Raw genomic sequence first — 25,110 nt, forward strand, 5'->3', positions numbered from 1 at the left:
ACATGCACATAAAATAATTTGCAGGGGTTTTTCAGGTTGGCGCCGATTCCCGCCGCTATGGCGAAGAACCAGCGGAACGGCTGGGTAGTTGGGCGATTGGACAGTGAAACTGCTGTGCGGCTTAACAGCTTGATACGCACTGCCGCAAAATAGTTCCACCCCGGTTTGCGGAGGCAGGATATTTTGTTTTCCTGCCTTGATTGACAACCCTAAAACTTCCCCGACTGCAACAAACAACTCACCTTAGAACACCTTTATCACTATTCCGGCGGTTAGGGCGACATTCATCAGTATCTGTGAGAAGTCGCGGATTTCCCTCAGCCAGGCTATGCGGTCGAATTTCTCGGGCACTACAATGGTGTCGCCGGGTTCTACACGGGACTTGAAGAAAAAGAAATGTTTAGCCTTGCGGGCGGAACCGTCTGCCTTCAGGATGAAGGTTTTGCCGGAGTTGGCATAATCGGCGTAGCCGCCGGCCATGTCAATATAGTCGGTGTAATTGCCGCCTGAGTATACAAAACTGCCCTGCGACATTACGGCGCCGGCCGCGCTTACCACTCCGGATCTTGACGGCAGGGTTATCATATCGCCGTCTTCAAGCTCTATGTCGTAGTCTGAGTTTTTAAGGCTCTTTATAGTTGCAATTTTTATCTGCACCCGGCCCCTGGCTCTAAGCCCTTTAAGGGAGTCTATGAATTTTCTCTTGGCCTCCATTTCGGCCTGTTTACCCTGCACATCTTCGGCGGAAAGAGCGGTTTGCATTTTGACGGAGGACTCAACAAACAGCTCTTTCTCAAGCCGGGCGGCTATTTCTTCAAGGTTCTGCTGCTGCTGGCGCCGGGCGCTTTCGCGCGTAAAAACCACGCCTTTGGTATAAGCTTTATCGGTGAATCCGCCGGCGCGCTCAAGCACGGAGGAAAGAAGCTCTCCTTTTTTTACGGTGTAAACGCCGGGGTGGTTAAATTCCCCTTCAAGTGTAACGGTTTTATAAAGTTTCCAGTCGGGAATGGGTTTTACCATTATGTGATCGTTGGCTTTAAGTGTGAAATTATCCAGCTCCGCGCCGGTAAGCGCTTTGGTAAGGTTTATATTGAAGCGCTCGGTAATTACTCCGGCGCTTGAGAGGGCTACGCGGGTTAACTCCGCCTGGTCGGATGAATAAGACATAAGGCCGCCGGCGAGTTTTATAATGTCTTTGATAGTGGTGCGCCCCTGGAGGATTCCGAATTTACCGGGATAGGGCACGGCCCCGGCCACCTGCACGGCGCTGTCGTCTTCAATTATGGGGAAAACACTTACCGAGTCACCGTCCTGCAGAACTATGTTGGTTGCGGGGTCTTTTTCCAAATCACCCAAGCCGCTTTCAAGGAAATCGCGGAATTTATGGTCGAAAATGCGCCGCATGGCCACCCTGCCCCGAAAAGCGGTATTGTCAAAGCCTCCGGCCATGGTTATAAGGTCCAGCAGACATGTGCCCTCTTTAAGTTCGTAAATGGCCGGGGTTTTGACCTGGCCGGAAACGGCGGCCATTGGTCCTACCGGCGGGATAAAAACCACATCCTCGTTTAGGAGTTTTGAGTCCTTTGACTTGTCTCCTTTCAACAGCAGGTCGTAGAGGTCAAACGTGGTTACGGTCTTGCCGCTGCGTTTAAGTTGTATCTCGCGCATGGAGCCGTTTTTATCCGGGCCGCCGGCTTCAAAAAGCGCGTTTACAAGCGTTGAAAGCGAGGAAATGGTATAGGCTCCCGGGCGCCTTGCGTTGCCCACCACATAAATTCTTATGGAATGCAGCGAGCCGAAAGTTACATTGAGATTATAGTCGCTGTAGCTTTTGGAAAGTTCCTTGTTGACCGTCTCCTTAAGCTCTCCGAATGAAAGCCCGGCCACGGAAATAATTCCGATTTTGGGGATAGAGATATTGCCGTCCCTGTCCACTACCACAGCCCAGCGGCCTTCTATCCGGCCCCAGACTGAAATTATTATTTCGTCGCCGGGACCCGCGATATAATCCGGCGTTACCGGCACATTTTTGGCGGAGGCGAAAGCTGTGGGCTGATTGCGGAAAAGCGAGTAGCCAAATTGCTTTACGGCAGTTCCGGAAGATGACTTGGCCAGAAAATCCTCAAAAGCTGACGGGGTTTCAGGTTCCTGTTTTAAGACGAGCCGCGTTTCTTCAAACTCAGCCGGAGAGGACGGCTGCGCGGCCATGGTTTTTTCGAGCGACTGTCCAAATTGCGCAGACGCCCCGGTTGCGGCGGACGCCTGAGCCTGGTCGGACATAAAGGGGTTATAGGCAAAAGCCCGGCAAGGAAAGGTAAAGCTTAAAACGGCTAAAAAGAAAACCAGGACATTTTTCATTTGATCTCCATGTGTAAAAACGCGAGACAACTTACAAATTTTACGCACTAATCCGACAACAGAATAACCAACAATTAACAATTCCCCGCGCTCGGCCAGTAAAAACTCTTATCTCCCCGACAACTACCACCCTGCACCCAATTATCCCCTCTGTCCTCCTAGTGGTTATGCATCTGGCAGGCGTCCATTCCGAACAGCGGCTTGTCGTCGGCGAACGGCGAAATGGCGCGCAGGCGTTCTATTATCGCCGGCATTTCTTTCAGCACGAAATCCACTTCTTCTTCGGTATTGTAAACGCTGAGCGAGAACCTTATTGAGCCTTGGGCGAAAGTTTGCGGCACACTCATGGACCTTATCACATGCGACGGCTCAAGCGAACCGGAGGTGCAGGCCGAGCCGGACGAGGCGCAAATGCCCTTTTCGCTCAGCATTATTAAAATTGATTCGCCTTCCACATATTCAAAGCTGATGTTTACCGTATTGGGCAGGCGCTCGGCCCCGATGCCGTTGATTTTGGTGTTTTTTATGGCTTTTGAGAGGCCCTGCTCAAGACGGTCGCGCAGGCCCTTAACATAAGTATTTTCTTTCTTAAGGTTTGAGGCGGCCAGTTCCGCCGCTTTGCCGAGGCCCACTATGTAGGGCACATTTTCGGTGCCTGCCCGGCGCCCGTGCTCCTGATGGCCCCCCATCATGAACGGCATGAAGCGCGAGCCTTTTTTGAGGTAAAACGCGCCTATCCCCTTTGGCGCGTGCAATTTGTGCCCCGAAATGGAAAGCATGTCTATTTTGGCGTCTTTGAGGTTTATGGGCAGTTTGCCGGCCGCCTGAACGGCGTCGGTGTGGAATAAAACACCTTTGGCGTGAGTTATGCGGGCCGCTTCTTCCACCGGAAAAACCACACCGGTTTCGTTATTTGCCCACATTATGGAAACCAAAGCGGTGTCGGGGGTAAGCGCAATTTTTAAATCCTCTAAATTCAGCCTGCCGTGTTCGTCCACAGGCAGATAGGTGACGCGCCAACCCTGGCTCTCAAGGAATTTTGCCACATTCATCACCGCCGGGTGTTCAACTTTTGTGATGATGATGTGTTTTTTATCCGGGAAGGCGCGAACTGCGGACCAAAGCGCTGTGGAATCGGACTCGGTACCGCAGCTGGTAAATATTATTTCCTCAGGCATTGCACCAAGAAGGGCGGCCACACGCTCGCGTGCCTGGTCGAGATACTTCTGCACCCCGCCGCCAAAAAAATGCATGCTTGAGGGGTTGCCGTAAAACTCGCCGAAGAATGGCTGCATTTCCCGCTCTACTTCCGGCGCAGTGCGGCTGGTGGCGTTGTTATCAAAATAAATCACTTTTTCATTGTCCATAAAATTCTATTCGTATCATCTTCTACTGCCATACGCCTTAGGCCGTAAGCCATAGGAAGAAAGGTTGCCATAAGCCGTATGCTTTAGGCCATAAGCTATAAGGAAACTCCTAAAAAGCATATGGCATACGGCGTAAAGCTTATGGCAGCCTTCCGGCTTATGGCCTATGGCAAGCGCGGCGCTCTTATGGCGTAGAAGCGCTATTGCGCTTCGACTTCCAGCGTGGGATCTATTCTTTCCCTGAATTCTTTTTCAACCACGTTTTTCAGGGTGGCCGAAGAAGACGGACAGCCGACGCACATGCCGAGGAAGCGCAGCACAACCGTTTTGCCGCGCACATCCACCAGCTCTATCCAGCCGCCGTCGGCCTTAAGCTTCGGGTTTATATCCTCGGACAGGACTTTTTCAAGCATCTTGATCTTTTCCACCACGGTCATTTTTTCAAAGCTCTTGTGCTCGGCTTCGGCCCAGTAGTCTTTTAATATTTTTTCTATCTCGCCCACGCACTGGCGGCAGCCGCCTCCGGCCTTGGTGAAATTGGTGACTTCCTCAACGGTATGCAGTTTGTTTTCTTTTATCGCCTTCAAAATTTTCGCCTCGGTGACGCTGAAACACTTGCATACAATGCGTTCGCCGGCGCCGATAATGACTTTTTCCTGTTTGCCGCCTTTGTAGCTCTTGATGGCGGCCTCAAGCGCTTCCATGCCCATTACGGAACAATGCATTTTTTCGCTTGGAAGTCCGCCGAGGAATTCGACTATATGCTGGTTGGTTATTTTTGAGGCGTCGGCAAGGGTTTTGCCCTTTATCATTTCGGTAAGGGCCGAGGACGAGGCGATGGCGCTGGCGCAGCCGAAAGTTTTAAATTTGGCGTCAAGTATCTTTTCGGTGCCTTTTTCCACTTTAAGGGTAAGTTTCAGGGCGTCGCCGCAGATGATGCTGCCCACCTCGCCCACGGCGTCGGGGTTCTCTATCTCGCCCACATTGCGGGGGTTTCTGAAGTATTCATAGACCTTTTCGGTATAATTCCACATATTAGCCTTTAGGCTGCGGACTGAAGGCTTAAGATTTACAATAGAATTTCCCGAACTTCAGTCTTCCGGCCCTTATAATTGATTTTATTAAATACTGAGGCCCCGTTCAATGAGCTTGAGCCGCGGGGAAGGCCGGGAATGGGAAACCGTTTTTCTTAATAATATTTGCACTTTTTAGCTTTTGAATTCGTTTCGCACGGCCTGGGTTTCAAATTTTCTGGCCAGCCAGAAAAACAGGGCCGTCCCGGCGCCGCAGAAACCCTGAAGCCATAATTTTACGGTTTTAACCGCCGCGTTAAATTCAGGCGCGAGCGAGATCCCCTGATAGAAAAAAGGCTTCGGCACAACCAGTTCGGGGAACATGAAGAGTATAAACAAAACCGCCGCGCCAAGGTAAAGCAGGACGTTAAACCCGTCGCGCCCCCATTGCCTGCGCCGCAAAACTCCGAATCCCAGCGCCGTAACGGAAAGCCACATTATCAGAGAAAAAAAGAAAAATCCGCGGGGATACCGCACAAGAAAAGCTGCCGCCGGCGGCATTTCCACCGGCACGGTGGCGTGCGCCATGGAAAGCTGGAAGGAGGGAGAGGAAAACATGGAAATAAGCGTAAAATTCGCCCTGGCAAATGATACACTGAGGAAGCCGCCTATTACGATGGCTGAGACAGCCGTAACAGTTACAAGACGGCTTCTTTTCCCGCCGGATCCGGTATCTACCGCGCGCGCCGCCTGCGCGGGAATTGTTTTTTCGGTCTTTTCGGTGTTTTCCGTAAATTTTATTGCCTCCAACAGTGAAAATTTACTAAATTAGATTAAGGGCTTGCAATGCAGTAAGAAGATTGCGGGTTGTCTGCTGATCTTAAATCTTGAAGAGGAAGAACATAAATTTATGCCCGTAAAAGCCGTCAAGCAATACACCGTGTTTCTGCCCAATATCCCCGGCGCTTTAAGCAAATTCGTGGAACTGTTCGCGAAGGAAGGGGTAAACGTAATCGGCATAGCTTCCGAAATACGCGATGATTCAGGCATTGTGCGCGTGGCCGTTGACGCGGACCGCAAGGTAAGCCATGTGCTTACAAATGCCGGTTTTACCACCATAGAAACTTCCATGCTCTCGCTGGAGCTGCCGGACAAGCCGGGCCAGCTTCTGCGCCTTACGAAGCTCCTTGGCGAAAACAACATAAACATTACCACTGTTTACGGCACCTCGGTCGGCGGGGTAAGCGCCCGGCTGCTGCTGAATGTTTCAGACGCCGACAAGGCGCTGGAAATACTGCAGGCTGAGCTGGATATAAAATAGCTTTCCAAGCGCAAGAAATGTAAAACCGTCCGCCTAAGGCGGACGGTTTTTTTGCTGATTCACACGCTGCATTCTCAACTTCTGCCTACTTCTTCTCTTCGGCCGTGGATTCAACTTCTCCGTCGTCAATTACCGGCTCGACGGAGGCTATTTTATCCCCCTCTTCAAGCCGGACCAGGCGCACCCCCTGGGTGTTTCTGGAAATAGCGCGGATATCCTTGCAGGGCATGCGGATGATCTTGCCTTTTTCGGTCATCACCATCAGATGGTCGTCGTCTTCCACCAGGTAGATTCCAAGCCCGGCGCCGTTGCGGTCGTTGGCTTTAATGGTGATAACTCCGGAGCCGCCGCGGTGCTGGTTGCGGTACTCGTCAAGTTTGGTGCGCTTGCCGTAGCCGTTGGCGCACACCGTAAGAAGGGTTTTTTTGGTTTTAGGCTCGGCCACTTCCATGCCTACCACTATATCTTCCTTGTCAAGGCGTATGCCGCGCACGCCCATGGCGTTGCGCCCCATGGAACGCACATCCGACTCGTTGAAGCGGATGGACATGCCGCCCCTGGTGCCGATTATAATTTCATACTTGCCGTCGGTGTAGCCCACGCTTGTAAGGATGTCGCCGTCTTCAAGACCTATGGCTATAATGCCCGAGCGGCGGATGTTCGCGAAGTCTTTTATGGGCGTCTTCTTTATATTGCCCTTGCGGGTGCACATCACGATATATCTTTCCCCGCCCTTTGCCTCTTCAAAAGACTCCACGGCGAGCACCGAGGTTACTTTCTCGTCTTTCACCTCAAGCAGGTTCACTATGGCCTTGCCGCGCGAGGTGCGGTTGCCCTCTGGTATTTCGTAGCCTTTGAGCGCGTAAACTTTTCCGCGCGTTGTGAACATCAGTATGGTGGCGTGGCTTGAGGTGACGAAGAGTTTCTCGATAAAATCCTCCTCTCTGACCTCGGAGCCGATAATGCCTTTGCCGCCGCGGCCCTGCACTTTGTAGGTGTCGGAAGGGATGCGCTTTATGTAGCCGCCGTGCGAGAGCGTGATAACGACTTTTTCCTCAGGGATGAGGTCCTCGATATCAAGCTCGGCCGCCTCGCCGGTTATGTCGGTTTTGCGCTTGTCGCCGTATTTTTCCTTGATCTCTTTAAGTTCGGCGATTATTATTTGCAGAACTTTCCGGGGGTCCGCGAGTATCGCGCGCAGTTCCCCGATAAGCTTCATAAGGGCCTTGTGCTCTTCCTCGATAGCTCCCACTTCAAGGCGGGTGAGCTGGTGCAGGCGCATATCAAGAATAGCCTGCGCCTGGATATCCGAGAGGGCGAACTGGCCCATCAATTTCTGTTTGGCGTCAAGGGCGTCTTTCGCCTTTTTTATTATCGCCACCACGGCGTCGATGTTCTGCATGGCTATCAGGTAGCCTTCAAGTATATGGGCGCGGCGAAGAGCTTTGTTCAGGTCGTACTTGGTGCGGTTCACCACCATAAGCTGGCGGTGCCTGATATAATGCCGTATTACTTCTTTCAGCGCAAGCACGCGGGGCCTGCCGTCAACGATGGCAAGCATTATGACCCCGAAGGACGTTTCCATCTGGGTGTGCTTGTAAAGCTGGTTTAATACCACCTGGGCGTTGCCGTCACGCTTCACCTCGACATATATGCGCATTCCGCGGCGGTCGGACTCGTCGCGGATATCCGAGATATCGGGGATCCGTTTTTCTTTTACCAGGTTGGCGATGGACTCTATAAGGTTCGCCTTGTTGACCTGGTAGGGGATCTCGGTTATTATGATGGCTTCCCTGTTGCCTTTCAGTTCCTCTATTTCGGCGCGGGCCTGGGTTTTTATGGAGCCGCGGCCTGTTTCAAAATAATCCTTTATGCCCTTGCGGCCGCGGATAATTCCGCCCGTGGGAAAATCGGGCCCCTTGATTATTTTCATCAGCTCTTTGACTTCAATATCTGGGTTTTCTATCACCGCCATGGTGGCGTCGCAGACTTCGGAAAGATTATGAGTGGGAATATTGGTGGCCATGCCGACCGCTATGCCGGAAGAGCCGTTTATAAGCAGATTGGGGAGTTTCGCGGGCAATACGCTGGGCTCCGTCAGGGAGCCGTCGTAGTTGGGCGTGAATTTTACCGTTTCTTTTTCTATATCGGCGAGCAATTCTCCCGCAATACCGGAAAGCCGGGCCTCGGTATAGCGCATGGCGGCCGCGGGGTCGCCGTCCACCGAGCCAAAATTTCCCTGCCCGTCCACCAGGGGATAGCGAAGCGAAAAATCCTGCGCCATGCGGACCAGCGTGTCGTAAATGGCGGAGTCGCCGTGCGGGTGGTATTTTCCCATCACATCGCCCACTATGCGGGCCGACTTTTTAAAGGGCTTATTGTGCTGAAGGCCCATGTCTTCCATGGTATAAAGCACGCGGCGGTGGACGGGTTTTAACCCGTCGCGCACATCGGGAAGAGCGCGCCCTACGATAACGCTCATGGAATACTCTATATAGGAGGATTTCATCTCCTCGCTTATATCGCGGTCTACAATATTCACAAAAAGGTTTTCAGGGTTCGCCGGCGTCTTGTCTTTATCCTTGTGTTCTGTCATTTAAATGCTCCTTAAAGTAGAGCTGAAGATCTGAAGCGCTGAAGGCTTAAAAAAGCTCTTTACTTCAGAGCTTCAGGACTTCAGCGCTTCAGCTCTAGATATCCAGATTCCTGGCCGCCAGGGCGTTCTGCTCTATGAACAAGCGCCTGGGTTCAACCTTGTCTCCCATGAGGGTGGTAAAAATGGCTTCGGCCTCGGCCGGGTCTTCAAGGGAAACTTTTAAAAGTTTGCGCTTGAAGGGGTCCATGGTGGTTTCCCAAAGCTGTCCGGGGTTCATTTCGCCCAAGCCCTTATAGCGCTGGATGTTTGCGCCGGCGGAACCTATCTTCATAACATTTTCAAGAAGCCGCTTAAGGTCCGGGGCGGGAAAGGAAGCCTTATCGGTCATTATTTCAAAAAAAGGCCCTTTTTTATTGTCTTCCTCAACGAAGTAATTTTCAATGCCATAACCCAGGGCCTTCAGTTTTTGGGACAGGTTGTTTATCCTTGCAAGTTCCCCCATGGACTGGAATTCCGGACCCAGGTCCTCGTCCGAGATTTCATCAACCGGGCCTTCTTTTGCCATGGCGGCTTTGCGGGACTGGATGTACTCGTTCTGGTATTTAAGCCAGTCTCCCTCGGCGTAGAAATACCGGTATTCCTCCGGGCCGGTCTCTATGCGGTAAAGAGGAATTTTTTCCGCCGCGGCGAATTTAAGGTAATCTTTTAACCCGAGGTTTTTAACTTCCATCCTGCGCAGGGTGTTTTCAAGAGAAATGATCAGCTCCAGCAGGTCGCTGAGCTCTTTTGTGTCCAGTTTCTTGTTTTTCGCCTTAACGGTTATTCCGGAAACGGCCTCTTTAAGCAGCCATTTCTGCAGTTTATCCTCATTTTCAAAATAGCTTTCGAACTTTCCTTTTTTTACTTTATAAAGAGGCGGCTGGGCAATGTAGATATGTCCGCCGTCTATAAGCGGCCTCATCTGGCGGTAGAAAAAAGTAAGAAGGAGCGTTCTTATGTGCTGGCCGTCCACGTCGGCGTCGGCCATTATTACTATTTTGTGGTACCGGAGCTTTTCAAGATTAAAACCGTCCTCCCCCTCGCCAATGCCGGTGCCTATGGCCGATATCAGGGTGCGTATCTGCTCGCTTGAAATGATCTTTACAAGCTGGGATTTTTCAACATTAAGTATTTTTCCCCTTAGCGGCAGTATCGCCTGGAACACGCGGTCGCGCCCCTGCTTGGCGCTGCCGCCGGCGGAATCGCCCTCCACTATGAAAATTTCGGATTTTTTCGGATCTCGCTCCTGGCAGTCGGCAAGTTTTCCGGGCAGGCCCGAGTCTGAAAGAGAGCCTTTCCTGCGGGCGAGTTCTTTGGCCTTGCGGGCGGCTTCCCTGGCCTCGGCCGCGCCGATGCCTTTCATGCAAATAGCTTTGGCAATGGAGGGATGTTCTTCAAAAAAAACGGACAGCATTTCCCCCGCTATTGAATTTACTATGCCTTCCACCTCGGAGTTGCCGAGTTTGGTTTTGGTCTGGCCCTCGAACTGCGGCTGGGGGATCTTAACGGAAATAACCACGGCAAGCCCTTCGCGCACATCGTCGCCGGTAACGGAATATTCCTTGTCTTTGGTAAGCTCGTACTTTTTAATATAGTTATTTATCGCGCGCGTGAGCGAAGACCTGAACCCCGACACATGCGTTCCGCCTTCTATGGTTTTGATGTTGTTGACAAAAGAATAAACATTCTCTGAATAATCGCCGTTATACTGTATGGCAAGGTCAAGCATTACATCACCTTCGGTCTTGCTGCTGAAAATAGGTTCTTCGTGAAGGACGGTTTTATTGGTGTTCAAGAACTTAACGAACTGTTTTATTCCCCCCTCAAAAAAGAAAGTGTGTTTTTTATCTTCGCGCTCGTCTATTATGGTTATGCGGGTGCCTGGGTTCAAGAAGGCAAGCTCCCTCAGACGGTTGGAAACGGTGTCAAAAGAAAAAATGGCTTCCCCGAAAACCTGGGTATCCGGCTTAAAGATCACGGTGGTGCCGTGCTCTTCGGTCTGGCCTATGGTTTTAACGGCGGCCCGCGGCCGGCCCCTGTCGTAGGTTTGCGTCCACAGCTTGCCGTCACGGTGCACCTGCACCTCCATCCATTCGCTGAGCGCGTTAACAACAGACACTCCCACGCCGTGAAGCCCTCCCGAAACTTTATACGCCCCTTTGTCAAATTTACCCCCGGCATGAAGCACGGTTAAAACGACTTCAAGGGCAGATTTCCCTTTAAGTTTGGGGTCTTTAACGTCCATCATCGGATCCACCGGAATGCCGCGTCCGTTATCGGATACGGAACATATATTCTCATCTTTGAGAATAACCTCTATTTTATTGCAGCCTCCGGCTAAAATTTCATCTATTGAGTTGTCAACAACTTCATAAACAAGGTGATGCAGCCCCTGCACGCTGGTGGACCCTATATACATGGCGGGCCGTTTTCTTACGGCTTCAAGCCCTTCCAGCACTTGTATTTTTGAGGAATCGTAGCTTTCAGGTTTAGTATCGGTTGTTTTGTTCATTAAAAGAACTCCTTCTCCGCCGCGTACCCTGTCTTTTTGCGGCCGGGTCTAAATTTCGTTGGCTGTTTTTATGCCTTTTATCCACGGTCTCCTGAAATATCTGTTAAGGCTTCTTACCAGCTGCCGGCTGCGCAGAAGCAATTCGTTTGACATCACGGAAGAATCCGCTTTTACCAGTACCCAGCCCCTGTTAACCCCTAAAAGCCGGCAATGCTGCGCCAGCCGGCCAATCTCTTTTTTCCAAACAGCGTCAAGAATAACCAGGCGATCCGGGTCTATGCCGCCAAGAAATTTCCAGGAGGATTTTATTTCAGATGCCCTGGTCCAATTGGAGCTTCTTCTGGTTAAAAACATATAAAATTAAGGATTAAAACTCATGAAGACATAATTCAGTAGTCAGAAGGAATATGGCAGGAAAAAAATTTTTAATATTCTGAATACTGACTTCTGTCTTCTTTTTTTTATTGCGTCCTGAGCGGCATGATAATATAAACGAAAGAGTCACTTCCCGCGACGCGCATTAAAGCCGGGGTGGCGGGGGTGGAAAATTCTATTATAATATTCTTTCCCCCGGCGCTTTTTAAAACATCCATGACGAAACGGGGATTAAAATTTATCTGGAAATCTTTTCCGCTGTATTCCACGTCAAGTTCATCTTCAAAATTCATATTCTGCGATTCGGAACTTACCGATAAAAATCCTTTTTTAAAAACATATTTAACAGAACCGTTCCTTTCATTTGAGCAGATAGCGGCCCTTTTTGTGATAGCCAGCAGTTTTTCGGCGTTCAATTCAATGGTTATTTCTTTGGTTTTTGGTATTATCTGTTCATAAGCCGGAAAATTACCCTCCACAAGCCTTGAAATAAAAACTGTTTTTTCAACCTTAAACCCTATCTGGTTGGAAGAAAGGCCCACTGTAACCTCGGTTTTTTCGTTTATCCCGGCGCTTTTTATAAATTTCACAAGCTCACCTAGTATTTTAGAGGGGACAATAACCTTGAAGTCTTTTTTTATTTTAACTTTGTCGCTTGAGGATAAAGCAAGCCTCCTTCCGTCGGTGGCCACCACGGAAAAAAGACCTTTCTCGTGTTTCCATAAAAGGCCGTTAAGAAAATGCCTGTCATCCTCAGTGGAAGCCGAGAATATGGTGCCGCTTATCATTTCAGCCAATATTCCGGCTGGGATTTTAAAAGAATTTGTTTCGTCCAGATCCGGTATAACAGGATAATCGTTTTTGGGCGCGCCGCTTATTTTAAATTTAGATTTCCCGCTGTTAATGGCTATTTTATTGGAATCATCCACTAAAATATTAACCTCAGCCTCCCCTTCAAGGTTTTGTATTATTTCCATGAATTTTTTCATGGGTATGGTTATACTGCCTTCGTTTTTCACATTAACTTCTATATGGTGTTTTATAGCCATTTCAAGGTCGGTAAAAACAACCTTTAGGCCCTGTTCCTCCGTTTCCATCAGAAAATTCTGTAATATAGGTATAGTGCCGGTCTTTGAGGAAACGCCGGCTTGTATGGTCTGTATCCCCTTTACCAAGGTTTCTCTAGTAGTATTTATTTTCATCATAATACTCCTCTATAAGAATGAAGCTGTGGATAGTGTTAGTTTTGTTAGTTATATTGACGCTTATTATCCACAATTTTTAAGTTTTTACTGATAGTCCCAACAAAAAACACCCCCCTACCGCGTTTTTCCGGAGTTATTAACAACCTTTAACCTTGAGATGATGGCATTTACGGTCTCGCTAAAATAGGGGTCAGTATGTAAACGCTGGCGGATTTTATCCCTGGCGTACATAACAGTAGTGTGGTCGCGGCTGAAAGCTTCGCCTATATCGGGAAGGGACATGTCGGTCAGCTCGCAGGCCAGATACATCGCTATCTGGCGCGGAAAGGCTATAGCCTCTGTTTTTTTCTTTGAATTAAAATCCTTGGCTTCCACATTAAATTTTTCGCCCACCACGGTTTTTATCAGTTCAATTTCAATCTTATTCTCTTCCTGGTCGGAGTCTGTTATGTGATCTTTTATTATCCCTTTTACCGCGTCTATTGTGGGGGGGATCTTCATGCTTGTAAAAAAACTTCCGACATTAATAAGACAGCCTTCCAGTTCCCTTATGTTTTTACGCACATTCTCGGCTATGAAAGTTATTATATCGTCGGGAATGTCGTATTTATGAAAATCCCTTTTCTGACGCAGTATGGCCACCCGTGTTTCAAAGTCCGGGTTTTTTATGTCGGCCAGCCCCGCGGAAAGGAAGCGTGAAACAAGGCGCTGGTTGAACGCGAGTTCGCGCGGAGGGCGGTCGCAAGTGACAATTATTTGTTTTTTGGAGTCGGCCAGGGTATTGAAAGTATTAAAAAACTCTTCTTCGCTTTTTTCCTTATCCACGAGAAATTGAATGTCGTCTAAAAGCAGACAGTCCAGATTTCTGTACTTTTTCCTGAAATTTTCGGTGGATTTTGAGCCGATGGCGTCAATATATTCATTTACAAAGTTTTCACTTGCGGTATAAAGGATTTTAGCTGAAGGATTATTTTTGAAAATTCCGTGGGCGATGGCGTGGAGAAGATGGGTTTTCCCCAGACCGGGGGCGCTGTAAATAAAGAACGGATTTGTCTGGCCGGGAGTTTTTGCCACGCTTTCAGCCAGCGCGTAAGCGAAGCGGTTCGAGGCTCCCACCACAAAAGTTTCAAAGGTATAATTAGGGTTAAAACTGACCTGGTTCATGGAGGCGGGCCGCTTTTCCGGCGGCGGTTCCGGCAGGGGCGCGGGTTTCGTCTCCGCCGGGGCGATCGACATTGAATAGTTCAGTGCGATGGTTTTGCCGGTTATTTCGCCGGCAATTTTTAAAATTTTTTCTTCATAGCGCTGCTTGACCGTGCCATAAATTGTGGAATTCGGCACTTCAATTTTTAAAGTGCCGCTTTCTATAAGCAGCGGTTTTATCGGGCGCAGCCAAAGGTCAACTTCAGCGAACCCAACCTCAGCTTCAAGTTTTTTTAACACTTCCTGCCAGATTTCCTTGACTTCTGTTAAGTTATCCACAAGTTATCCACAACTGTTAATAGATTTTAAAAAATACCGAAAAACGCTTGTTTTTTATGACTTTTTTCTGTTGACAACTTTATTTCCTGATAATAACGAACAGTTTTACTAAAAAAAAACAGGAATTTGTTAACAGAATGTTACAGCCGAGCCCTATATATAATATTATTCCTTTTTTAACCGCAAGTCAATTGCTTTTTACGCCTATTTTCACTTGTTTAAAGCGCGCCGGGCTGTTGCCGTGGCACATCATGGCTGTTTGTCCCGGCTGGCCCTTGCCGCAGTTGGCAACTCCGTAAAGGCGCCAGCTGTTTTCGTCGGATATGGCGTCGCAGGAATTCCAGAATTCCGGCGTAATTCCCTGGTAAGTCGGGTTTTTCACCAAAGTTGTTTTTTTGCCGTTCTTTACCAGCCAGCCCAGCTCGCAGCCGAATTGGAAATTAAGGCGTTTCTGGTCGATGCTCCAGGATTTGTTGTTTTCCATTATTATGCCGTCTTTCGTGGAAGCTATCAACTCTTCGTACGGAATGTTTCCGGGCATAAGACTGAGGTTGCAGATCCTTGTTATCGGAATGTTGGAGAAGCCGTCGGCGCGGCAGCTGCCGCAGCTTCGCCGGGCGCCTATGGCGTGCGCGAATTCCCTGTTGGTCATATATCCGCTTAAAATACCTTCTTTTACTATATGCCAGCGCTGGGCTTTCACGGCATCGTCGTCGTACCCCGCGGTGGCGAGCCCGCCCGGAAGAGTGGCGTCGGCTACCAGATTGACGATCGGCGAACCGTAGCGGAATCTCCCCAGCTTTTCCGTGGTAGCGAAACTTGAACCCGCATAAGACTCTTCGTAGCCCAGCACCCGGTCAAGCTCTGAGGCATGGCCCACGGATTCGTGTATCTGCAGGGCGAGCTGGTTGCCGCCTATAATAAGGTCTTTTTCCCCCGAGGGGCACGGCGGGGCGGCTAAAAGCGCCAAAGCCTCTTCTCTTACCCGCTCGGCGTTGCCGGCCAGGTCCAGCGTTTCTATGAGTTCGTATCCTCCGGCAAGCGTCTGTCCGCCGTGAACGGAAGGATAGGAGCGGAGCTGCATATCTCCGCCGGAAATAGCGGAAACCGAAGAGCCTGCGCCTGAAGACAGCAGGACCTGTTCTATTTTTGAGCCGTCCGTGGTCATATGCCACTGATGTTCGCGGATAAAGTTCATGTCGCATACCGCGGATTTTATTTTTTTGTTTTTCGCCATCATTGTGTTCATTTTAAAGAGCAACTCCAATTTAGCGTCAATGGAAACGGCGAAAGGGTCCTTTATGAACGGCGTCTGCCAGAAATCCTGCCAGGCCGGCTCCGGAGCCATGCGCGCCGCTCTTCCCTTGATAAGAGTCCCGGCCCGTGCTATTTCAAAGGCTTTAAGCGTGCAAAGCTCAATGGAGCGGGCACTAAGCAGGCTGCTTGAGGCAAAGCCCCATGACCCTCGGTGCAGCACGCGCACCCCGAAACCAAGCGTTACCCGGTCGTTTAAATCGGCTATTTCCCCGTTTTTCACGCTCAGGTCCTGGCGCCGGTCCTCTATTATCCGTATGTCGGCAAAATCCGCTTTTCTCTTATCGGCTATTTCAATAGCTTTTGTCGCAAGTTTAAACATGTCGGGTTCTCCCTTAAAATTCGTAACTACCTTAAGCCGTATGCCATAAGCTGTAAGGAAGCCTTAATGGTTTATTATATATTCTGCCTATGGCTTAAGGCCTACGACCGATGGCGTTTTACAGCCTAAACAACCTGGGCAGTTATTAAAACTCAGTAGCCGAGGAAAAATTAAAAGCCTTCAGTTTGAAAGCGGGGCAGCTGAGCCTGCCCCAAACCTGGCAGAGTTCGGCCTTGCGGCCTACCGCTTCCACGTCTCTAAAAGCTTTTACCATGCTCTGCGTGAAACGCAGGTTTTTAAGAGGCTTTGAAATTTTTCCGTTTTCCACCAGAAAAGTTCCGTTCCTTGTCATGCCGGTCATTTCCACGGAGAGCGGCCTGAGAAGGTTGGTGTAGTGGAACTGCGTTATCAGCACGGCTTTTTTAGAGTTTTTTATCATTTCCTCAACGGAGCTTTCCCCGGGATGCACTGAAACGTTAAGGGGGAAAGGGGTGAAACCGTTGGGCTGCGGCAGGGAGTGGCCGGTGGAGGCTGTTTTCGCGGCCGCGGCCGTTTTACGGTCGTGCACTACAGCTTTCACTGTTCCTTTTTCCACCAAAAACACCCTGCTCCGGGGCTGGCCTTCAAAATCGAAAGGCATACCGGGCGCCGGGCCGTCAAGCGCGTTGTCCTCAATTGAAAGGCGGGGGCTCAGAAGGTTTTTCCCCAGGTTGCCGCTTACGAAGCTGGAGCCTTCATTATAAAACTGGCCGCCGAAGCCGAAAACGCACAGGTAAGACAAAAGGTCGGCCGCGGCCGCCGGCTCAAGTATGACCGGATAAAGGCCCGGCTTTATGTCGCGCGGTTTTCTGCCCATGGCCGCTTTCAGGCGGGCGGTCCGGTTAACGGCTTCAAAATCAATGTCCCCGGCGGTTGCGGCCGGCGTCTCCGCCCAGCCGAAACCGTCGCCGTCTCTCACTGTTACGCTGTAGGTTATGTAGCTTTCGAGATGTTTGGCGAACACTCCGCGGCTGTTGGCGACGGTGTATGAGGCAAGGCCGTTTTCAAGTGTGCCGTAAGCGATCTGCCCGTTTTTTTTACAGGTCCGCACAAGGTCGTTTATCTTTTGAGCCCTGTAAAGAGGGGGCAGTTCCGCGGTTTCCTTGGAAAAAACGTTGCGGCCGCGTTCAAGCGGCCGCGGTCCGGCCAGAGGCAGAAGATTTTTATCTTTTTTTTGCCATTTAAGGGTTTCAAGGCCGGTCTTCACGGCGCGTTCAAGGGCCGTCCTGTCAAACTGGTTAAGCGTTATCTTTGCCGTCCTCCCGGAGTCCACGAAACGTATGGAAACAGAAGAAGAGTCGTTGTACACGTTCTGTGAAATTTCATTATCCGCAAATCGCGTGAGAGCCCCGGCGGAATGCACCATAAAAGCTTCCGTCTGGACTCCTTTTGCCAGGGCGAAAATCCGCTCGCAGATGTCTTCTGTTTTAATCATTTTCCGATCCTTGTTAAGGGGTGTAAACCGCCATGTGGTTTCCCCTCCTACGCAAGTATTGGCCGTCTGATGCACACCGTGCTTGATACGGCACCTACGCAAGTATTGTGTTGCTTCGCTTCACCTAAAGACCTGTGGCCCGCGAACGGCCAGCCTCGTTTTGTTCTTTGGCTTTGCCGGTAAGACGCGTTATATTATTTTTCGGTTTCTTCCGGAGAAGCATCCCTGCGGTTTTTCCCGGCGTGATTTTTAGGGTGTTTTGAAGCGGGGCCCGGTTCAGGGGGCGGCTGGAGAGCCGAAAAAAGCGGAGATTCCTGCTTTCTGGCTTCAATCCAGGCGCTTAGCGTCTCCGCGTTTTTAACGGCGAAAGTTTCAGGCGTGGTGAAAACAGCCAGTTTGTTCTTTTTGGCTTTTTCCGACAATTCATCCGCGGTGCTTGGCGCGTAAGGGGAAATGCCGGAAATAATTTTAAGGTTGTTTTGTGTCAGAGCCAGCAGGTAAAAAGAGCCGTCCTGATTACGGCCGATGGAAACGGTTTTTTCTCCGGCTCCGTCAAAGGCCTGTGAAAGCCATTCCGGCTTTACATCCGGAGAAAGATGATTTAAAAAAAGGGCTTTTTTCGCGCCGGTATTGAACGCGAGGGTGAAGGCGTCGGTAAGCTGTTCAGCGGCGGTTTTTTTATTAGTTTCCAAAAAACCGGGGTCTTCGGGATCCAGCCAGGTAAGGTCGGGGTGTGAAGGTGTCTTTTCGTAGGAAATCAGCAATATGGCGTCTTTGAAATTCTTCGCGAGAGCATACGAATTTTTAAGCAGGTCTCCGGACACATGAAGAGCGCGTTCCTCGCCAAGCGAGGTTTTAAGTTCGCAATTGGTTTTTCCCGGTTCCGGAGCTTCAGCCAGCAGGATGATACTATTGTTTCTCTTGTCTTTCATAAAACTTTACTTTGGCGGGACACCGCATGGGCGGTTTCCACCCTTTCCCAACGACTGAGGGGACACCGCATAGGCGGTTTCCCCTCCTGCGCAAGCCCCGCCCTTTTGGGCTCCAATGCAAATCCAAAAGGGCGGGGCAAGCATTGGCAAAGCAGGCTGAAGTGTATTATACTAAATTAGTCAGCTGGCGTTAAGTTGCTGTTGCTGCGGGGTCGACGGAGACATGAACCATACCGAAGAAACCATTATAATTTATGGCGGCAGTTTTGACCCGCCGCACAAGGGCCACGCGGCGCTGCTCAGGGCCGCCATAAAAGCCGTTAAGCCGCGCCGGATATACGCGGTACCGGCGTTTAGGTCTCCTTTTAAAGAAACCGCCCCTGTTTCTTTTAACGACCGTTTTAAAATGACAAAGCTGGCACTGCGGGGCTCCGGCCTGGACCAGGTTAAGGTAAGCCGTTTTGAAGGAAGCGGGGTCCGGCCCTCTTATACCTTTAAAACCCTAAGACATTTCAGGCGCCTGCATCCTCGGTCAAAAATTTACTTCCTGATGGGTTCCGACTGCCTGACCGGGTTCGGGCGCTGGAAAAATTCCCGCGGCATAATTAAAAACGCCGGATTGCTTGTGGGCGCGCGCAGCGGTTTCCCTCTGAAAAATCCGTCGAACGCGCCTTTTGAGCGGCTTAAAGGGGTTTTTCCGGAAGTTTCCTCTACTTCTTTGCGGGCGGCGTTGTTATTCGGCGGCCGCAGCCGCTTTCTTGCCGCCCCGGTAAACAGATATATATTAAGAAAAAGGCTTTATTTTTCAAGAGAAAGACGGCTTTTGAAAAAGCTTATCACCCCGGCGCGGTACGCGCATTGTCTGGCGGTGGCGCGGCTGTCAGCGGAACTTGCCGGCAGACACGGGGAAGACCCGCAGAAAGCGGCGCTTGCCGGGCTTTTACATGACGCCGCCAGGGATTTTAAAAAAAACCGCCTTATTCGCTATGCCGTCTCAAAGAAATTGAAAGTTCCCTGGTTTAAAGCGACGGTTGTCCGCGCGCCAATGCTGCTCCACTCCTACGCGTCCGCAAGGCTTGCCGCCGAGCGTTTCGGTGTGCGCGACGGAACCGTTTTGCGGGCCATAACCCTGCACACTTTGGGGTCCACCCGCATGGACGCGCTGTCAAAAATACTCTATGTGGCGGATCTTGCGGCGGAAGGCAGAGGGTTTCCGGAGGCGGAAAAAATAGCGGCTCTCGCGCGCCGGGACCTTGACGCCGCCTTCCTGGCGGCAAATTATGTTAAACTCAAATACGCGGCCGGCAGGGGCTTCTGGCCGCACCCCGGGAATTTAAAGTTATGGAAACTTCACCGACAAAAGAGAGACTGATGCTGGCGGCCGGTCTCGCCATATGCGCGGGGCTGCTTGCCGCGCATTATTTTTCCGGTTTGGCCGCCGAACTTGCCGCCAACCGCGACCTTGAAATAGCTGTTATCGGCGAAAGAGCGTCCAGGGTCTTTATTTATCATTCTTTTTCAAAAACGGTAACCGCGATAAACCTGCCTCCGGCGCGGTTAAAAGGCCGCGGCTCGAACTACCAAAAGGCCTGCGCGGCGCTGGCGCTCGTTTCCGGCAAAATATCGGGCCAAGGGGAAGACGTGCTTTACCTTGTAACGGACGCCCAGTCGGCCGATCTGAGCGCGTTTTATGAAACTTTAAATTCGTGGCGTTCCAGGCCCAGGCTGCTTTTTGAAGCCGCGCGCCGGCTTTGGCTGCTAAAAAAAGAGGAGCGCACCAATATTTCCTTTCACGATCTTTTACTCATGGCGCTTGAATTATCCCGTCTTAATTCCTCCAACTTCATTGTTACGGATTTTGAGCGCGGGACCGGCCGCGGCGGCGCGGCGGACGGCTCCGGCGACATTGGAGCCGGGGATAAGGCGGATATTGAAGCCGGCGCTTTTGCGCCGGTTTTCCGGGTGGAAGTTTTAAACGCCTCCGGCGAAAAAGACCTGGCCGCGCAGGTTACCAAATACCTGAGAAAAAAGGGTTTTGATGTTATAAATTTCGGGACCTATGGAAGTGTGGAGGAACAGACAAAAATAGTAAACTGTTCAGGTAACATGGAGGCCGCCAAGGCCGCGCGCTCGGCTTTAGGTCTGAACGCGCTTGAAATATATTCAAAGCCGGGCCCGGGCAGCGTGGCTGAAGTTTCTGTTATCCTTGGCGTGGACTTTAACAGAACGATAATAAAAGATTAGGCGGCTGATCCGCCCCAATGCCTGCCCCGCTCTTTTGGGTTTGCATTGGAGCCCAAAAGGGCGGGGCCTGCGCAGGAGGGGAAACCGCAGTGCGGTGTCCCTTAAGTAGTTGGGAAAGGGTCGTCTATCAAGGGCCTATGGCCATCAGATGGCCGAACGCTGTGCAGTGCGGGCGGGGTGCGACAATAAGGGGGTTCCTATGACGGATTTGGTAACTATACTCGGCACGGCGGTGCAGCAGGGCGCTTCCGACATACATATCTGCTCGGGCAAGCCGCCCATGATGCGCCTTAACGGGCAGATAATGCCGGTAAACGCGGCTTTTGAGCCGCTTAGAGGGGAGGAAACAAAAAATCTGGTGTATTCCGCGCTCTACGACGAGCAGCGGGCCAAGTTTGAGGAGAATTGGGAGCTGGACTGTTCTTTCGCCATTAAAAGCGTGTCGCGGTTCCGCCTGAATGCTCTTATCACAAGAGGCGGCGTGGAAGCGGTCATGCGCGTTATTCCCTCGATCATTCCGACTCCGGAGCAACTGGGCCTTTCGCCGACCATAGTAAATCTTTCCACCCTTCCAAAAGGTCTGGTGCTGGTTACCGGGCCCACCGGTTCCGGCAAATCCACGACGCTTGCCGCCATTTTGGACCTTATAAACCAAAAGAAAAAGGGCCATATCCTTACAATAGAGGACCCGATCGAATTCACCTACGAGAGCAGGGAATGCATAGTCCGCCAGCGCGAAATAGGCCAGCATACGAAGTCTTTCAGCAACGCGCTCAGGGCCGCCTTGCGCGAGGATCCAAATGTGATTTTAGTCGGCGAAATGCGCGACCTTGAAACCATTCAGCTGACCATCACCGCGGCGGAAACGGGCCACCTGACTTTCGCTACCCTGCACACACAGGATGCACCGTCAAGCATAGACCGCATCATAGACGTTTTCCCCCCCCATCAGCAGACGCAGGTGCGCGTGCAGCTGGCGGCATCTCTTCAGGCGGTGGTGTCGCAGATCCTGCTGCCCAAAAAAGAGGGCAAGGGCCGCGTGGCCGTGCGGGAGATAATGGTTATGACCCCGGCCATCGCAAATCTTATACGCGAAGGCAAGACGCACATGATCTACAGCGCCATAGAAACCGGCGCCAAGTTCGGCATGATGCCCATGGACAGGTCTCTCGCGAACATGGTCCTCCAGAACCTGGTATCTTTTGAGGCGGCCATAGCCAAGGCGCATGACCAGGAAATGTTCAAAAAGCTCTGCAACAGGGACGGCGGATTATGACAGAAATTGACGGACTTAAGAATATCGGGATCTTCAAGAATTTTTCCGCGGAAATGCTGGAAGAGTTTTCCGGGTATTTCAGGCAGATTTCCCGCCCGGCCGGCGCCGTTATTTTCAGGGAGAAAAGCGAAGGCGACACGCTTTTTATCATCGTCTCGGGCGAGGTTGTAATAGAAAAGAAGCTGGACGAGGAAGGCAAAGAATTCAAGCCGCTCGCCATACTTACAAAAGGGGATTTTTTCGGCGAAATGGCCGTGCTTGAAGTCCAGCCCCGCTCCGCGCAGGCCAGGGCAGCGCTTGAAACCTCGCTCTATGAGATAAAGCGCACCGAGTTCCTTAACTTTATAAAGGAGCATTCCGAAACCGGCATAAACTTTTTTATAGAAATAATCAAGGTGGTCTTAAAGCGCCTGCAGCATACCTCGAACGAGCTCACCATGCTGTTTGACATGAGCCGGGTTATAATGGACGAGCATAAATCCGTAGCGGCTTTTATGGCAAAGATGGTGGATGAAATAAGCATCTATTTCGAGGGGCACTGGAACATAAACGCATTTTTTTACAACAAGTTCAACGAGGAGTACGATCCGGCCGGGTCCAAAATAAGTTTTGACGAGCCCGCGGTTTTGGCGGTGCAAAGCGCTCCGAAAGACGGCTGGCTTGACGCCAGGACCTATATAATGACCTGTTCGCGGCACGGCAACCGGCTCGGATATGTCCGTTTTTGCAAGTCGGCGGATGTTTCCAGTTATGAAAAAAACAATCTCGGCACGATATTTAATACAATATCCTCCATCAGCAGCTCCGCCATTGAAAATATTGAACACCGGGTAGAAACAGAACTAATGCTTAAACTTAAAAATCAGAAAAACTTTATATGAAAAACACCTGCACTAAATTCAAAAAAATAGCCATTGAGGCCGCCAGGCTCGGCGACTCAAAACACGCGGAGAACATCGTAATTTATGAGCTGGCAAAAAACTCACCGCTGGCCGATTACGCGGTGCTGATGACCGCCGATTCCGTGCCGCAGCTGGAGGCGGTGGAAGAAGCCGTGAACAAAGCTTTTAAAGCGCGGGGGCTTTATGTCCTTTACCGGGAAGGCGGCGAGAGCCGCGCCTGGAAAGTGCTGGATTACGGCGGGGTGCTTGTGCACATTTTTGAGACCGGCGCCAGGGAATTTTACTCCATGGACGTGCTTTTCGCCCATTTCCCGCAAATACCATGGCGCGAGGCCGCTGTCCGCCAAAAAGCCCTTACTAAAAAACCCAAAGCCGCAGCCGGGCCTAAATTAAAACCGGCGGCCAGGAAAAAGGCCAAACCTGCCGGTAGAAAGAAAACGGCTCCGTCCGTCCGCAAGAAAACCAAACCGGCAAAAAAGACTGCCAGAAAAAAATGAAACTTTCGGCGCTTGAAGAGGAACTGAAAGAGCGCGCCGCGCGCGCTTTCGCGCTTGACCAAAACCAGCTTTCGGCTTTCAGCCTTTGCGCCCCCCCGCCCCATATCCGAGCCGATATTTCCATAGCCTGGCCCATATCCGCCGCCAAACTGCTGAAAAGACCGCCCTTAAAAATAGCTGAAGAGCTGACAACGGCTTTGGCCCCTGATTTTGAAGCCGGAGTTATCGCGCCCGGATTTGTAAATATTAATTTAAAGAACGAGTTCTTTTTTGAGGCGTTAAGAGGCATTGTTTCAGGCCCCGCTTATTTTAAGAACCCGGAGCGCGCGGCCCAGAAAATAAATATAGAGTTCGTCTCCGCAAATCCCACGGGGCCGCTTCACCTGGCGTCGGGACGGGGGGCGACCCTCGGCGACAGCCTGGCGAAAATTATGCGGCTGCTCGGCGCAGGAGTGAGTTCCGAGTTTTATGTCAACAACATGGGCAGGCAGGTGGAACTGCTGGGCCGCTCGCTGAAAGCCCGCTTTGAGGGGCAGGAACCGCCTGAAAACGGCTATAAAGGCGCTTACCTCAAAGAGACGGCCGCCGTTCTGCCGCCGGAAGCTTCCGGCTGGACGGAAAAACAATTTTCCGGGTTCGCGGTGGCTGAAATGCTTAATCTGCACAAGGCGGACATGAAGGGTTTCGGCGTTGGGTTCGACCGCTGGTTTCTGGAATCCGAACTGCACGAGGCCGATGCTCCGCGCAGGGCCCTTGAAGCCCTTAAGAGCCTTGGCCTGACCAGCGAAAAGGACGGGGCTGTCTGGTTCGGCAGCGCTTCGGAGGACAACTCCGAAGACAAGGACCGGGTGCTGGTCAAGTCCGACGGCAGCAACACCTATTTTTTAAACGATATCGCTTACCATTTGAACAAGTACGACAGGGGTTTTAATCTTCTTATCGATATCTGGGGCGCCGATCACCACGGCTATGTGCCCCGGATGGAGGCCGCCGTATCCGCCCTGGGCAAAGACCGCGGCGGCTTTAAGGTAATCATTCACCAGATGGTTATTTTAAAGCGCGGAGAAGAACTTGTGAAAATGTCAAAACGGGAAGGGGATTTTGTTTCGCTGAAAGAGCTGGTGGAAGAAGTGGGCGCCGACGCCTGCCGGTTCTTTTTCGCGATGCGCGGCCCCAACACGCATTTGATCTTTGATATAGATCTGGCTAAAAAACGCTCGAACGAAAACCCGGTTTACTATGTGCAGTATGTGCACGCGCGGATTTGCTCTGTTTTTGCCAATGCCGCCGGAAAAGGCGTTGATGTCAAGGCCGGTTTTGCTCCGGCTGAAATAACTTTCAACCCGGAAGAGCGCGCCCTGGTTTTAAAACTCCTGTGGTTTGAAAAAACGCTCGAAACCTGCGTTGCCGACTTTTCCCCTCATTATCTTACGACCTACCTTACGGAGCTTTCGGCTTTGTTTCATTCCTTCTACACCCAGCACAAGGTGCTTTCCCCGGAGGCGCCGCAAACCACGGCCATGCGGCTGTTCCTGCTTAAGGCTGTAAAGTCCGTCATCTCCGAGGGATTAAGCCTGCTGGGCGTTTCCTCCCCCGAAAAAATGTAAGTTCTGAAAGGCTGAAGGGTTAGAGCTTAAGGCTTGTGCCCTCCCGTCTTCCGCAACCCCTCCAAAAATGGAGATTTTATCGACGAGAGCCGCTTGTATTTTGTATGTCCCACGGTAAAAAACGGCACATTTTATAAGCGGCTCTGATACCGCCGGGTGGGCAAATACGCCGTATCATCAATAAGGGCGGGGTTATCTATAAAAAAGCAAGGCCGCTACGGTAATCTGCGCGGGTGACGGGGAACTAGATAAGCAAAACGCTCCGGAGCCCGAC

Annotated in this window: 19 protein-coding genes; 7 read left to right on the forward strand and 12 right to left on the reverse strand. The window is 51.0% G+C overall.

What is annotated here, in order from left to right:
• Window positions 1–243 precede the first annotated feature (243 nt).
• From NTX59_09680 to NTX59_09695, 4 genes are all read right to left on the reverse strand, one after another.
• A complete protein-coding gene (locus NTX59_09680) occupies window positions 244–2,358 on the reverse strand; it encodes an SLBB domain-containing protein (protein MCX5785945.1) in 2,115 nt (704 codons plus the stop codon).
• A gap of 158 nt (window positions 2,359–2,516) precedes the next feature.
• Window positions 2,517–3,725 (reverse strand): cysteine desulfurase NifS, encoded by a 1,209-nt coding sequence (gene nifS / locus NTX59_09685; protein ID MCX5785946.1) that lies wholly within the window; start codon window positions 3,723–3,725, stop codon window positions 2,517–2,519.
• A 200-nt stretch (window positions 3,726–3,925) separates the two neighbouring features.
• Window positions 3,926–4,759: a Fe-S cluster assembly protein NifU gene (gene nifU, locus NTX59_09690; GenBank protein MCX5785947.1), complete on the reverse strand. Its 834-nt coding sequence runs from the start codon at window positions 4,757–4,759 to the stop codon at window positions 3,926–3,928.
• Between the two features lie 174 nt (window positions 4,760–4,933).
• Window positions 4,934–5,548: a hypothetical protein gene (locus NTX59_09695; protein ID MCX5785948.1), complete on the reverse strand. Its 615-nt coding sequence runs from the start codon at window positions 5,546–5,548 to the stop codon at window positions 4,934–4,936.
• Window positions 5,549–5,648: 100 nt separating this feature from the next.
• On the opposite strand from NTX59_09695, the gene NTX59_09700 reads away from it, so the two are divergent.
• Window positions 5,649–6,059 carry an ACT domain-containing protein gene (locus NTX59_09700; protein MCX5785949.1) on the forward strand — a complete coding sequence of 137 codons (411 nt, stop codon included), beginning with the start codon at window positions 5,649–5,651 and terminating at the stop codon, window positions 6,057–6,059.
• Window positions 6,060–6,144: 85 nt separating this feature from the next.
• On the opposite strand, the gene gyrA is transcribed toward NTX59_09700, so the two are convergent.
• From gyrA to NTX59_09740, 8 genes are all read right to left on the reverse strand, one after another.
• Window positions 6,145–8,655 (reverse strand): DNA gyrase subunit A, encoded by a 2,511-nt coding sequence (gene gyrA / locus NTX59_09705; GenBank protein MCX5785950.1) that lies wholly within the window; start codon window positions 8,653–8,655, stop codon window positions 6,145–6,147.
• Window positions 8,656–8,749: 94 nt separating this feature from the next.
• Window positions 8,750–11,206, reverse strand: a complete 2,457-nt coding sequence (gene gyrB, locus NTX59_09710; protein MCX5785951.1) for a DNA topoisomerase (ATP-hydrolyzing) subunit B — start codon at window positions 11,204–11,206, stop codon at window positions 8,750–8,752.
• 48 nt (window positions 11,207–11,254) lie between these two features.
• On the reverse strand, window positions 11,255–11,560 hold the full coding sequence (locus tag NTX59_09715) for a DciA family protein (protein MCX5785952.1): 306 nt from the start codon (window positions 11,558–11,560) through the stop codon (window positions 11,255–11,257).
• A gap of 107 nt (window positions 11,561–11,667) precedes the next feature.
• A complete protein-coding gene (gene dnaN, locus NTX59_09720; GenBank protein ID MCX5785953.1) occupies window positions 11,668–12,786 on the reverse strand; it encodes a DNA polymerase III subunit beta in 1,119 nt (372 codons plus the stop codon).
• Window positions 12,787–12,900: 114 nt separating this feature from the next.
• Window positions 12,901–14,268: a chromosomal replication initiator protein DnaA gene (dnaA, locus tag NTX59_09725; protein MCX5785954.1), complete on the reverse strand. Its 1,368-nt coding sequence runs from the start codon at window positions 14,266–14,268 to the stop codon at window positions 12,901–12,903.
• Between the two features lie 187 nt (window positions 14,269–14,455).
• On the reverse strand, window positions 14,456–15,904 hold the full coding sequence (locus NTX59_09730; protein ID MCX5785955.1) for a TldD/PmbA family protein: 1,449 nt from the start codon (window positions 15,902–15,904) through the stop codon (window positions 14,456–14,458).
• A 145-nt stretch (window positions 15,905–16,049) separates the two neighbouring features.
• Complete coding sequence (locus tag NTX59_09735) at window positions 16,050–17,378, reverse strand: TldD/PmbA family protein (protein ID MCX5785956.1); 1,329 nt, start codon at window positions 17,376–17,378, stop codon at window positions 16,050–16,052.
• A 194-nt stretch (window positions 17,379–17,572) separates the two neighbouring features.
• Window positions 17,573–18,310 (reverse strand): DUF2064 domain-containing protein, encoded by a 738-nt coding sequence (locus NTX59_09740; protein MCX5785957.1) that lies wholly within the window; start codon window positions 18,308–18,310, stop codon window positions 17,573–17,575.
• Window positions 18,311–18,533: 223 nt separating this feature from the next.
• Between NTX59_09740 and nadD the strand changes: the two genes are divergently transcribed.
• The 6 genes from nadD to argS all read left to right on the forward strand — a co-directional run bounded on the left by nadD (window position 18,534) and on the right by argS (window position 24,836).
• Window positions 18,534–19,682 (forward strand): nicotinate (nicotinamide) nucleotide adenylyltransferase, encoded by a 1,149-nt coding sequence (gene nadD / locus NTX59_09745; GenBank protein MCX5785958.1) that lies wholly within the window; start codon window positions 18,534–18,536, stop codon window positions 19,680–19,682.
• Window positions 19,652–20,554, forward strand: coding sequence for a LytR C-terminal domain-containing protein (locus NTX59_09750; protein MCX5785959.1), 903 nt, complete (start codon window positions 19,652–19,654; stop codon window positions 20,552–20,554). Before nadD ends, NTX59_09750 begins: the two co-directional genes overlap by 31 nt.
• A 199-nt stretch (window positions 20,555–20,753) precedes the next feature.
• Window positions 20,754–21,830: a type IV pilus twitching motility protein PilT gene (locus NTX59_09755; protein MCX5785960.1), complete on the forward strand. Its 1,077-nt coding sequence runs from the start codon at window positions 20,754–20,756 to the stop codon at window positions 21,828–21,830.
• On the forward strand, window positions 21,827–22,711 hold the full coding sequence (locus NTX59_09760; protein MCX5785961.1) for a cyclic nucleotide-binding domain-containing protein: 885 nt from the start codon (window positions 21,827–21,829) through the stop codon (window positions 22,709–22,711). The genes NTX59_09755 and NTX59_09760 overlap by 4 nt, the downstream gene beginning before the upstream one ends.
• Entirely contained in the window at window positions 22,708–23,229 is a 522-nt protein-coding gene (gene rsfS / locus NTX59_09765; GenBank protein ID MCX5785962.1) for a ribosome silencing factor, read from the forward strand. The genes NTX59_09760 and rsfS overlap by 4 nt, the downstream gene beginning before the upstream one ends.
• Window positions 23,226–24,836, forward strand: a complete 1,611-nt coding sequence (argS, locus tag NTX59_09770) for an arginine--tRNA ligase (GenBank protein ID MCX5785963.1) — start codon at window positions 23,226–23,228, stop codon at window positions 24,834–24,836. Before rsfS ends, argS begins: the two co-directional genes overlap by 4 nt.
• Window positions 24,837–25,110 lie beyond the last annotated feature (274 nt).

Source organism: Elusimicrobiota bacterium (assembly GCA_026388155.1).
Classification (GTDB): Bacteria; Elusimicrobiota; Elusimicrobia; order Elusimicrobiales; family UBA9959; genus UBA9634.